Genomic DNA, 12124 nt, shown 5'->3' with positions numbered 1-12124 from the left:
CGATGGACCGGATCGACCTGTTTCGTATCTTCTGCCGGGTAATCGAGTGCTCCAGCTTCACCCGGGCCGCCGATACATTGGGCATGCCGCGATCATCGGTCTCGGCGGCAGTTCAGGAGCTCGAGACCCGCGTCTCGGCGCGCCTCCTGCAACGCACAACGCGGCGCGTCTCGCCCACGCAGGAGGGCCTTGCCTTCTATGAGCGCTGCCAGCGGCTGATCTTCGATGTCGAGGAGGCCGAGAGCCTGTTCCGCCACGACGCCGCCCAGCCGTCCGGCATGCTGCGCGTCGACGTTCCAGGCCGGATCGGCCGGCTGATCATTGCGCCTGCGCTGCCGGAATTCCTGGAGCGCTATCCGAAGATCGATATCAGCCTCGGCGTCACCGACCGCGCGGTCAACCTTTACGAAGACAGCCTGGACTGCGTGCTGCGCGTGGGGCCGCTCAGCGATTCCGGACTGATCGCCCGACCCGTCGGCAAGCTGCCGCTGATCAATGTCGCAAGCCCTGCCTACCTGGCACGCCACGGCACGCCGCAAGCGCCGGGCGACCTCCCCGCGCATTGGGCCATCAGTTACGCCTCCCCGTCATCAGGCCGCGTCGAGGAGTGGGAGTGGCTGGAGGACGGCGCGTTGCGGACCCTCACCGTCCGGAGCCGCGTTACGGTCAACAGCGCGGAAGCCTATATCGCCTGTTGCCTTGCGGGGCTCGGCCTCATCCAGATTCCGGCCTATGACGTGCGCCGCCATATCAAGGCGGGCGAACTCGTCGAGGTCATGCCGGACCATCGCCCGCAGGCGATGCCGATGACCCTGCTCTATCCGCACCGGCAGTTCCTGTCGCAGCGCCTCCAGGTCTTTATTGAATGGCTCGAAGCCCTGCTGAAACAGCATCTTCTGCCGTGACAGGCGCGCCGCCATGGTGCGGCGGCACAACAGCAAACAGAATTTCTCGGCGGCGCGTTTTCCGCCTCAAAAAGCCACTTTTCTTTTTCTAGAGCGGGGCGTATGGCGCCACCTCGACGATGACGGCAGTCGCAACGGCCCCCGCCAGGCGATTCGAACGGTCCCGCGCCACAGGCGCGCCACTGCCGAACGCCAGTTCGCCGGACAAGGCACAAGCAGGATTTTAGAACATGAATGATGCAGGGTCCCTTTTGCGCGGCCTCACCCAGGGCGCTGTCGAAACCACGGTGAGCGGCCTCATGCCGCAAATCCTCTGCGGTCCCGATTTTCCCCATCCCGGCCATCCTGGCGAGCGGCTTTCCGGCGTCTTCGAGGGATTGGCGGCAACCTTTGGCGACTCGCCCGCCGTTCTCGATAACGGCAGGGTCTGGAGCTACCGGGAGATGGATGCGGAGGCGAACCGCCTTGCCCGCCTGCTGGCCGAACGCGGGGTCGCCCCCGGCGACCGCGTCGCGCTGCTGCTCGACCGTTCCGCCGAGACCTACATCACCATCCTCGCCGTGATGAAAGCGGGGGCCGCCTTCGTGCCGCTGGCGCCAGCCTTCCCGGATGAGCGCATGGCGCTGATCGTCGAGGATGCCGGGGTCCGCCTCGTCGTCACCGTTGCCGGCTATGCGCCGCGCGCCGCAACGCTTGCGGTGCCGCACGTCGTGGTCACCGCCGGCGGCGAGGAGACCGCCCGCTATCCAGCAACGCCGCCGGCCGTCGACACCGCCGGCGACGACATCTGCTACATCCTCTATACGTCGGGCACGACAGGCCGGCCCAAGGGCGTGGCGGTGCGCCACCAGAGCATCTGCAACTTCGTGCGCGTGGCCGCGCATGCCTACGGCTATCGCCCGAGCGACCGGGTCTACCAGGGCATGACCATCGCCTTCGACTTCTCCACCGAGGAAATCTGGGTGCCGTTCGCCGCCGGTGCGACCGTGGTGCCCGCCCCCGGCCGCATGACGCTGGTGGGCGAGGAGCTGGCGGACTTCCTGCGCGCCAACGCGATCACCTGCATGGCCTGCTCGCCGACGCTCCTGTCCTCCATCGAAAGCGACGTGCCGAGCCTGCGCGCCATCCTCGTCGGCGGCGAGGCCTGCCCGCACAATCTCGTCACGCGCTGGTCGAAGCCCGGCCGCCAGATCCTGAACACCTACGGCCCGACGGAGGCGACGGTCACGGCCACGATGGGCTACCTGTCGCCCGACCGCGCCGTCACCATCGGCGCGCCGCTGCCGACCTACTCCATCGTCATCCTCGATGCCGATGCGCCGCAGCTGACGGCGCCCGGCGAACTCGGCGAGATCGGCATTGCCGGCATCGGGGTCGCCGTCGGCTACCTCAACCGCCCGGACCTGACGGCGCAGAAATTCATTCCCGATTTTCTCGGCCTGCCGAACAATCCCTCGCAACGCATCTACCGCACCGGCGATCTCGGCCGCATCAACGCCGACGGCGAGGTCGAATACCACGGCCGTATCGACACCCAGGTGAAGATCCGCGGCTACCGTATCGAACTCGGCGAGATCGAGGCCATGCTGCTCGACCAGCCGGGCATCGCCCAGGCCGCCGTCACCACATGGGAAATGGAACCCGGCCGCGTGGAACTCGTCGGCTACTACGCGCTGAAATCCGGCGCGGACGCCATCGTGCGCGCCGATCTGGCCAAGGCATTGCGCCAGCGTCTTCCCGACTACATGGTGCCGTCGTTCCTTGAGGAGCTGCCGGCGCTGCCGATGACCGTGTCCGACAAGGTGGACACCCGCAAGCTTCCCAAGCCCTCCGGCCTCAGGCTCGGCGGCGAGCGCAAGGAAATCCTGCCGACCACGGACGATGAGCGCTTCATGACGGAGGCGCTGCGCGACGTCCTGAAGATGGACGATATCTATGTCGAGGATCATTTCTTCGATGATCTCGGCGCCAATTCCCTGCTGATGGCGCGCTTCTGCGCCAGGCTGCGCACGCGCAGGGAATGGGCCGGCACCTCGATGCGCGATATCTACATGCATCCGACGGTCGCCGGGCTCGCCCGCCACCTGCGCGGTCCGCAGGAGGACGTGTCGCTCCCGGAGGAGCCGTGCCTGACGCACCGCGCCTCGAACCTCGTCTACTGGACCTGTGGTGCGGCCCAGCTCGCCTTCTACGGCCTCTACAGCTATTTCGGCTTCTGGATCCTGAATTCGGGCCTCAACTGGGTCTATGACATGCTGGACGACCCGGTTCAGCTCTATTTCCGATGCGCCGTGCTGTCGGCTGCCGTGTTCTTCGGCATGTCGGGCTTCGCCGTGGCGATGAAGTGGCTGCTGGTCGGGCGATGGAAGGCCGAGAGCTTTCCGATCTGGGGCCTGCGCTACTATCGGTTCTGGGTCGTCAAGACGCTGATCCGCACCGCACCCGTCGTGCTGTTCCGCGGCAGTCCGCTCTACAGCCTCTATCTGCGCCTGCTCGGCGCGCGGCTTGGCCGCAGCACGACCGTCGAATGCCGGGCCGTGCCTGTCTGCACCGACCTCATCTCCATCGGCGAAAACGCGATCCTGCGCAAGGAATCGATGGTTCTCGGATACCGCGCCCAGTCCGGCTATATCCATACCGCTCCCATCACCATTGGCCGCGATGCCTTTGTGGGCGTCGGCTGCATGATCGACATCGACACCGCAATCGGCGACCGGGCGCAGCTCGGGCATGGCTCCTCGCTCCAGCGCGGCCAGCACATTCCCGATGACGCGCACTGGCACGGATCGCCGGCCGTTCCGACATCGGCCGACTATTGCGCGGTTCCCGTCGTCACGTTGTCGAAGACAAGGCGCTTCCTCTACGAGGCGGTGCAGCTGGTCACGCTGTTTGCCGTCGTGACACCCTTCCCGCTCTTGTTCCACAGCTACTGGCAGAATGTCAGCGACGACTACCAGGAATCCATCGGCATCGTCGCCATCGGCACGACGGTGACGCTCTTCATCCTCATCGCTGCGCTTTTGTTTGCGGCGCTGGCGCTGCCGCGCCTGTTCAGCCTCGTCCTGAAGCCGGGCCGCGTCTACCGGCTCTACGGCTTCCATTTCTGGCTGCAATCGATCGTCGAGGCCTGCACGAACGCGCGGCTGCTCAATCTGATCTTCGGCGACAGTTCGGCCGTCGTGCACTATATCCGCGCGCTTGGCTGGAACCTCAACACGGTAGTCCAGACCGGCTCCAACTTCGGCAGCAACCAGCAGCAGGACAACCCGCTGTTCTGCGAGATCGGCACGGGCACGATGGTGTCGGACGGTCTCTACATGATCAACGTCCACAAGTCGGCTTCCGCCTTCCGGCTCGAGCATACCAAGGTCGGCGAGCGCAATTATTTCGGCAACAACATCTTCTATCCCCCGGACGGGAAGACGGGTGACAACGTGCTTCTCGGCACCAAGGTCATGGTGCCGATCGACGGGCCGCTGCGCGAGAATGTCGGCCTGCTTGGCTCGCCACCCTTCGAGATCCCGCGCATGGTCAAGCGCGACAAGGAGCTCATCCAGGGCGTGAGCGACGAGGAGCGCCGCGCGCGCCTGCCGCACAAGAACCGCCACAACCTCGCCACCGCGCTGATGTTCATCGCCGTGCAGTGGACGACCTTGTTCGTGACGCTCGCCATCTGGGACCGCGCGCTGAACTACTATACGGAATGGGCGAATGTCGCCTTGTTCGCCGCCGTGGTGCTGACGGGCGCCATCACCATTCCCTTCTACATCTTCATGGAATGGGCGAGCCTCGGCTTCCGCAAGCTCCAGCCGCAGGTGACGACCATCTACGACGTCGCCTTCTGGCGGCACGAGCGCCACTGGAAGCTGTCGGATTCGCCCATCGTGCGCCTCTTCGCCGGCACGCCCTTCCGCCCGATGATCCTGCGGGCGCTGGGCGTGAAGGTCGGCAAGCGCGTCTATGACGGCGGGGCCAACCTCACCGAACGCTCGCTGGTGGAGATCGGCGACGACGCCACGCTCAACGAGGGCTGCGTCATCCAGGCGCATTCGCTGGAGGAAGGCGCCTTCAAGTCCGACCATATCCGCATCGGCAACGGGTGCACGCTGAGCCCGGCCGCCTTCGTGCATTATGGCGTCACCATGGGCGACGGCTCCATTGCCGATGTCGACTGCTTCGTCATGAAGGGCGAGATCCTCGAACCGAACTCGATCTGGCGCGGCAACCCCGCCAAGCTCCATGGTTGGGTCAAGCCGGTCAAGGCCGAATGAGCGACAGCGCGCGGCACGTCGCGCTGTCAGCCGCAATGGAGCGGATGGCCCCGGCGGGCATCCGCCTCGGCTGCCGCCTTATCCGCGAGGGCGACGAGGCGCTGCTCCTTCCCGAAGAGGCCTCAGCCCTTCGAGCCCGACGGCCCGCCGCCCGGCGCGCCAGCGGTGCCGCGCGCGCCCTTGCCCGGCATCTGCTGAAGAACGAGGGGATGGCAGACGCCATCATAGGCCGGTCGGCGACGGGCGCTCCGCTCTGGCCGCCAGGCGTGATCGGCTCGCTTGCCCATGACGACGAAATGGCGGTGGCGGCCATCGCCAGGGTGGCCGACATTCCCTCGGTCGGGATCGATGTGGAGCCAGCCGATCCGTTGCCGGACGACATCGCCGCCCTCGTCTTCCATGACGGCGATGCGGTCGGCGGCGTCGAGCCGATGCTGTCCGGGCGTGCCCTCTTCAGCGCCAAGGAGGCCGTGTACAAGGCCGTCCATCCGCTCGACGGCGAAATCCTCGGCTATGAGCATATCCGCGTGGACTTCGCACGCGGCCGGGCCATCACCACGACCGGCCACGGCATGCGGTTGTTCTTCTGCCTTCATCCCCGCGTGGTCGTGCTGGCCGTCTCGACGGAAGATCAGCCGAGCAGCATCTTGTAGGCGACGTAGAGCACCACGAGCAGGACGGCGACCGCGCCCAGAATGAGCCCGAGGCGCTTTTCCACGAAAGCCTGGATCGCCTCGCCGTAGCGGCGCAGCAGGAAGGCGAGCAGATAGAAGCGCAGGCCGCGCGCGATGACCGCCGAGACGATGAAGTGCCACAGCTTGATATGCACCACGCCCGCCAGGATGGTGACGATCTTGATCGGCGGCAGATGCGCAAGCCCGGATGTGACCAGAAGCAGGTTGAGCTGTTCTTCCGTGACCTGCGCCTTCAACCGCTCGAAGGCCTCAAGCTTGCCGTAGAATTCCAGCACCGGCACGGCGATGGTCGCATAAGCGTAATAGCCGAGCAGCCAGCCCGCGATCCCGCCCGCAACGGACGATACCGTGGCGACGAAGGCGTAGCGATAGGCCCGCTCGCGCCGGGCCAGCGCCATCGGCACGAACAACACGTCCGCCGGCACGAGAAACACAGAGCTTTCGACGAAGGCGATGACCGCAAGCCACACTTCCGCAGCCTTGCGGCCGGCAAGCGAGAGGGTCCAGGCATAGAGTTTTCGTAACATGGGGCTCGGGTATCTGCGGCAGGTGGCTGGGAGGGTGTGACCGCTGCCTACACGCTTCGTTCGCCGAAATCCAGTGAAGCACCGGCCAACCGCCAATGGCCCTTCGCGACAAACCGTGGGGATCGCCGGCCGGATGCATGAAGAACATTGATTATCCGATCAAATTATTGGCCATTATGCTCGCGCCGAAACAGACAACGTCAGCGGTAAACAGGACGGAGACCCATGAAGCCAGATCCCATCACGCAACCGCCATCCGACGCCAGCGCACGCAAGGCGATCCAGCCGGTGGTCTGCTATCCGCGTGATACGCTGCCGCTGGCCGATCTTGCCGCTTACCGTGCCGTGCGCGACGATATGGAGCTCGTGGAGACGGTGGTCATACCACCGCGCGAGGCTGCAACCTGGGAGGTGCCGGCCGGCCATTTCTGCCGCATGCTGTGTTCCGAGGGGCCGCAGGTCGGCGATCTCAACCTGTTCAACCTGCACGACATCGAGGAGCGGTTCTTCAGCGGCAAGACGCGCGCGCTCAACGGAACGCATGTCGGGCTCGGCGACCAGCTCTTCTCGAACTTCCCCTATATGCGGCCCATCGCGACCATCACCCACGACACGCTCGACTGGTACGGCTTCGATGAATTCGGCGGATCGGTGCACGATGTCATCGGCACGCGCTGCGACCCCTATACCAACAACCTGCTGAGCAACGGCGGCCAGTACCACCATTGCTGCCATTCCAATCTCACGCGCGCGCTGTCGCAGAAAACCGGCCTGCCGCTCGCCGAGGCCGAGCGCCATGTGCACGATGTGCTGAACGTCTTCATGTGCACCGGTTTCACGCGCGACACCGGGCAGTATTTCATGAAGGCGAGCCCGGTGCGGCCGGGTGATTACCTGGAATTCTTCGCGGAAATCGATCTTCTCGGCTGCATGTCGGCCTGCCCCGGCGGCGACTGCTCGGCGCAGCATTCCTCCGACACGGCCGCCTGCTACCCCATGATCGTGGAGATCTATAAGCCCAAGCGCCTGCCGGAAAGCTGGCAGTCCCCGCCCCGCAACGGCTACGACCGCAGCCACGGTGTTCAGGCCTAACGCGCCTTAGACCATCGCTCCCTATGAACAGGATGTGTTCTTCATGATCCAGCTTCCCTTCGCGCTGACGGAATACAAGGCCCGTCTCCAGGCCATCCGAACGGAGATGGCACGCCGCAATCTCGATCTGCTCATCGTCAACGACGTCGCCAACCAGCATTACATCACCGGGTACGACGGCTGGTCCTTCTATACGCCGCAGGTGGTGCTCGTGCCGCTGGCAGACGAGGAGCCCGTCTGGATCGGCCGTGCCATGGATGCGGCCGGTGGCCTGCTCACGGCGTGGATGAAGCCGGAAAACGTGGTCGGATTTCCCGAAGACCACGTCCAGCGCGCCGACCGCCATCCCATGGACTGGATCGCCGCATGGATGACCAACAAGGGCTGGGGCAAGGGGCGTATCGGCATTGAGCTGGAAGCCTATTACTATTCGCCCAAGGCGCATGCCCGCCTCACCGCCGGCCTGCCGAATGCGACCTTCCACGATGCGGACCTACTGGTGAACTGGGTGCGCAGCGTGAAATCGCCTGCCGAGATCGACTATCTGCGCAAGGCCTCGCGTCTGGCCGAGGCTGCCGTGACCGCCGCCTATGATGTCATCGCACCCGGTGTTCGCGAATGCGACGCCATCGCGAAGATCCAGGCCGCGCAGGTCGCCGGCTCGCCGGACTTCGCCGGCGACATCACCGCGCTGCCGCCGACCATCCTCGGCGGTGAGAACGCGTCGGCGCCGCATGTCATGTGGAGCGACCGGCGGTTTGGCGAAAACGAAACGGTGGCGCTTGAACTGGCGGGTGTCGTGCGCCGCTACACGGCGGGTCTTGCCAGAACGATGCAGCTCGGCGCCATGCCCGCCAAGGTGAGCGACACGAGCAAGGCGGTTCTGGAGGGCATGGAAGCCGTTCTCGAGACCATCCGGCCGGGCGTGACGGCCGAAGCCGTCGAGGCGGCCTGGCGCCAGGTCATCCAGCGCTATGGCCTCAAGAAGGAATCACGCATCGGCTATTCGATCGGTGTCGCCTATCCGCCGGACTGGGGCGAACACACGATCAGCCTGCGCCCCGGCGACACGACCATCCTGAAACCCGGCAACGTGCTGCACTCCATTCTCGGCATGTGGATGGACGGCTGGGGCATCGAGGTCAGCGAGACCATCCTCGTCACCGATAGCGGCTGCGAAACCCTCACGCGCTTCCCGCGGGATATCCATGTCAAAGCCTGACGATACCGGCATGAAGATGAATGCGGCGCTGGCAGGCCGGATGATCGACATCCGCCGCCATCTGCATCGCCATCCCGAATTGTCCAACGAGGAACGCGAGACGCAGGCCTATCTGCGGGAAGCGTTGGTCGATGCGGGCTTCGAGACAGTCCGTCCCGTGGCCGGGTTCGGCCTTGCCGTGGATATCGTCGGCACCGCAGGACCATCGAACCGCAAGGTGGTGATCCGCGCCGATATCGATGCGCTGCCGATCACCGAGGCTTCCGGCGTGCCGTTCGCGTCCGAGCGGGCCGGCGTCATGCATGCCTGCGGACACGACGCCCACGCGGCGATGGGCTATGCCGCCGCCGTGCTGCTCGACGCGCACCGGGAGAGCTTCAGCGGCACGGTCCGGCTGATCTTCCAGCCCGCCGAGGAGGCCGAGCCGCTGGGCGGCCGGCGCGTCATCGAAGAAGGCCTGCTCGATGACGTGGATGCCGCAATCGGCATCCACGTCGATCCCTATACGCCGGCCGGCCGGGTCGCCGTCAGCGTGGGCCCCTACACACTGGCCTGCGACAATTTCGATGTCGTCGTGACCGGCAATTCCGCGCATGCCGCCAAGCCGTCCGACGGCGTCGACGCCATTGCCGTCGCCTGTTCCATGGTCACGGAGGTGCAGAAGATCGTGGCGCGCGAGATCGATCCCTACGATCCGTTGGTCGTGTCCGTCACCGGCATCGAAGGCGGCGGCGCCTATAACGTCATCGCCTCCGAAGTCCGCCTCAGGGGTACGATCCGGAGCGGGCTCGAGGAGACGCGGCAGAAGGCGTGGCAAAGGCTGCGGCAGGTTCTCGCCGGTATTGCGGCCGCCCATGGCGCTGAGGTCGCCGTGGATATCAGGCGTGGCGAGCCGGCCGTCGTCAACGACCCCGACATGGTCGATATCATCAAGCGCGCTGGTGCGACGGTTGTCGGCAGCGACAATGTCCTGATGGCGCCGGGCTGGACCGCCGCCGACGATTTCGCCTTCTACAGCGAGAAGTGCCCATCGGTGTATTTCCGCCTCGGCATCCGCAACGCCGATATCGACGCCGTCCATCCGTTGCATCACCCGCAGTTCCGCGTCGACGAGACCGCCCTGCCGAAGGGCGCGATGGTGCTTGCCGAAGCTGCACGCGCCTTTCTCGAAAAGCCGCGCTAGGCGGCGGCGCCTTGCGCGATCACACCCAGCCAAAGGGCGTACCGCCGAGATTATCGAAAGAAATATCGAATTGATTGCGCGGCTTAGCCGTCCCGACAGGGTATGCCCCTGAACGACAGCAATCGAAACGAGGTTTGAGCGATGCATCTTGTGGGTCTTCTGGTGATGGTGCTCGGTGGTGCGGCGGTCTGGTACTGGCGCTTCAAGATGGTGCGGGAAGCCGGCAGCGAAGTGATCGACTCGATCGAAAGAATGCGCGGCGCCTACAAGCGCAAGCAGTTCCGCCAGAAGGCGGAAGCGGCGCCGCTCGCCTCGATTGCCGATCCGGCCATCGCCGCCGTGGCGTTCTTCCTGGCCCTTGCGGCCGAGAAGCCGCATGCCAAGGACCAGGCGTCGGCCGTCATCCGGACGCGTATGAACGGGATCATCAAACCCCAGGACATGGACGAGGTGATGATCTTCGCCGACTGGGCGACCCGCAACGTCGTAAACCCGCAGGACCCGATCCGACGCTTCCGGGATCTCTGGCTGAACAGGCTCGATATCGCCGAACGTCAGGAATTGATCGCCATTGCCGACGCGGTGGCCTCGGTCGAGGGCGAGCCGACGCCCGAACAGGCCGAAACGCTGCAAACCTTACGGCGCACCCTGCTGAACTGAAGTCCTGCGCCGACAACGTCGTGGCCGGTGCTCAGGCCGCGGCAAGCCTGGCGGCGGTGCGACCCGTTGCGTGACGAGGCGACAGCACTGTTCCGCCGAGCTGGAAGGTGGCCAAAAGCGCATTGAGCGCCTGGGATTGCAAGGCGAGGTTGGCGCTCGCGGCCGATGTCTGCTCCACCATCGCGGCATTCTGCTGCGTGCCCTGATCGACCGTACCGACGGCGGCGTTGATCTCCGCAGAGCCGGTCGACTGCTCACGCGAGGAGGATTCGATTTCGCCCATGGTCGCGACGGCGCGCTTGACGACCGTCTCGGAAAGCTCGGCGCTGGCCTTCGCCCGCGCGACGATCTGGCCGGCCGCCTCGGCCCGGGCCACGGAGCTCTTCACCGTCGCGGTAATCTCGTCGAGGGCCGCGGCCGTTTCCTCCACGGACGCGGCCTGTCTTTCGGTCCGCATGGAAAGATTGGACGCCGCTTCGCTCAGTTCGCCGGCCGACGCATCGATGCTGAAGGCGTTTTCACCGACCTTTCGCAGCGCGGTCCGGAGCGTTGCGACGGAAGCGTTGAAATCGAGGCGCAACTGATCGAGGGCGGGGATGAATGCCTCACCGATCTCGCAGGTGATCCGGCAAGTATTTAGATTATGTAATACAGGTTGTGCTTGCGCGACGCAGTCCCGCAGTTGGGGTGGCACGGCCACCACCCGTATGACGAGGGGCCACGACCCTCAGGATGACTTGATCCATGTAAAGCCGTTGGCTAGGCATGGGCATTCGCTTAAGGTCTCGCCCATGAGCATCCAACTCTTCGATCTGACCGGAAAACGTGCCCTCGTCACGGGCTCCTCGCAAGGCATCGGCCTGGCTCTGGCGCGGGGCCTTGCGGCCGCAGGCGCCGATGTCGTGCTCAACGGCCGTGACGAAACCAAGCTCGCGGCAGCCGCAGGCGAGATCGGTGCAAGCCACAGGCTCGCCTTCGATGTCACGGATCACGCAGCCGTGCGCGACGCGATCGATGCCTTCGAGGCGAAGGTCGGCGCAATCGACATCCTCGTCAACAATGCCGGCATGCAGCACCGCGCGCCGCTGGAGGACTTTCCCGCCGACGCCTTCGAGCGGTTGCTGAAGACCAACATCTCCAGCGTCTTCAATGTCGGACAGGCTGTCGCCCGCCACATGATCGCGCGCGGCACGGGCAAGATCATCAACATCGCGAGCGTCCAGACCGCGCTCGCGCGCCCCGGCATCGCGCCCTATACGGCCACCAAGGGGGCCGTCGGCAATCTCACCAAGGGCATGGCGACGGACTGGGCGCGATACGGTCTGCAATGCAACGCCATAGCGCCCGGCTATTTCGAGACGCCGCTGAATGCGGCCCTCGTCGCCGACGAAACCTTTTCCACCTGGCTGGAAAAGCGCACGCCGGCGGGGCGCTGGGGCAAGGTCGAGGAACTCGTCGGCGCCTGCATCTTCCTCGCCTCCAACGCTTCCTCTTTCGTGAATGGACACACGCTCTATGTCGATGGCGGCATCACGGCCTCGCTCTGAAACGCCCCGGCGCATCGTCCTC

The 12124-nt window shown here is 65.3% G+C and carries 10 protein-coding genes; 8 read left to right on the top strand and 2 right to left on the bottom strand.

Annotated elements, in window-relative coordinates; all coding sequences use genetic code 11:
• Positions 1-2 precede the first annotated feature (2 nt).
• The 3 genes from GR158_RS11055 to GR158_RS11045 all read left to right on the top strand — a co-directional run bounded on the left by GR158_RS11055 (position 3) and on the right by GR158_RS11045 (position 5829).
• A complete protein-coding gene (locus tag GR158_RS11055) occupies positions 3-905 on the top strand; it encodes a LysR family transcriptional regulator (protein WP_160871133.1) in 903 nt (300 codons plus the stop codon).
• Positions 906-1204: 299 nt separating this feature from the next.
• Positions 1205-5176, top strand: a complete 3972-nt coding sequence (locus GR158_RS11050; protein ID WP_246665633.1) for a Pls/PosA family non-ribosomal peptide synthetase — start codon at positions 1205-1207, stop codon at positions 5174-5176.
• Entirely contained in the window at positions 5173-5829 is a 657-nt protein-coding gene (locus tag GR158_RS11045) for a 4'-phosphopantetheinyl transferase superfamily protein (RefSeq protein ID WP_160871131.1), read from the top strand. The genes GR158_RS11050 and GR158_RS11045 overlap by 4 nt, the downstream gene beginning before the upstream one ends.
• Here GR158_RS11045 and GR158_RS11040 read toward each other — a convergent pair.
• Positions 5808-6398, bottom strand: coding sequence for a YqaA family protein (locus tag GR158_RS11040; RefSeq protein ID WP_134651048.1), 591 nt, complete (start codon positions 6396-6398; stop codon positions 5808-5810). The genes GR158_RS11045 and GR158_RS11040 overlap by 22 nt on opposite strands.
• Positions 6399-6623: 225 nt before the next feature.
• On the opposite strand from GR158_RS11040, the gene GR158_RS11035 reads away from it, so the two are divergent.
• The 4 genes from GR158_RS11035 to GR158_RS11020 all read left to right on the top strand — a co-directional run bounded on the left by GR158_RS11035 (position 6624) and on the right by GR158_RS11020 (position 10555).
• Positions 6624-7490: a DUF1989 domain-containing protein gene (locus tag GR158_RS11035; RefSeq protein WP_160871130.1), complete on the top strand. Its 867-nt coding sequence runs from the start codon at positions 6624-6626 to the stop codon at positions 7488-7490.
• A gap of 43 nt (positions 7491-7533) precedes the next feature.
• Positions 7534-8712 (top strand): M24 family metallopeptidase, encoded by a 1179-nt coding sequence (locus tag GR158_RS11030; RefSeq protein ID WP_160871129.1) that lies wholly within the window; start codon positions 7534-7536, stop codon positions 8710-8712.
• Positions 8699-9895 (top strand): M20 family metallopeptidase, encoded by a 1197-nt coding sequence (locus GR158_RS11025; RefSeq protein ID WP_160871128.1) that lies wholly within the window; start codon positions 8699-8701, stop codon positions 9893-9895. The genes GR158_RS11030 and GR158_RS11025 overlap by 14 nt, the downstream gene beginning before the upstream one ends.
• Positions 9896-10036: 141 nt before the next feature.
• Positions 10037-10555 carry a hypothetical protein gene (locus tag GR158_RS11020; RefSeq protein ID WP_160871127.1) on the top strand — a complete coding sequence of 173 codons (519 nt, stop codon included), beginning with the start codon at positions 10037-10039 and terminating at the stop codon, positions 10553-10555.
• A 31-nt stretch (positions 10556-10586) separates the two neighbouring features.
• Here the strand turns inward: GR158_RS11020 and GR158_RS25255 are convergent, their stop codons facing one another.
• Positions 10587-11012: a hypothetical protein gene (locus tag GR158_RS25255; RefSeq protein ID WP_210253301.1), complete on the bottom strand. Its 426-nt coding sequence runs from the start codon at positions 11010-11012 to the stop codon at positions 10587-10589.
• A gap of 334 nt (positions 11013-11346) precedes the next feature.
• On the opposite strand from GR158_RS25255, the gene GR158_RS11010 reads away from it, so the two are divergent.
• On the top strand, positions 11347-12102 hold the full coding sequence (locus tag GR158_RS11010; protein ID WP_160871125.1) for an SDR family oxidoreductase: 756 nt from the start codon (positions 11347-11349) through the stop codon (positions 12100-12102).
• Positions 12103-12124: the final 22 nt, after the last annotated feature.

It is taken from the genome of Shinella sp. AETb1-6 (genome assembly GCF_009826875.1).
GTDB lineage: Bacteria > Pseudomonadota > Alphaproteobacteria > Rhizobiales > Rhizobiaceae > Shinella > Shinella sumterensis.
This window is presented reverse-complemented; position numbering and strand designations above follow the sequence as displayed.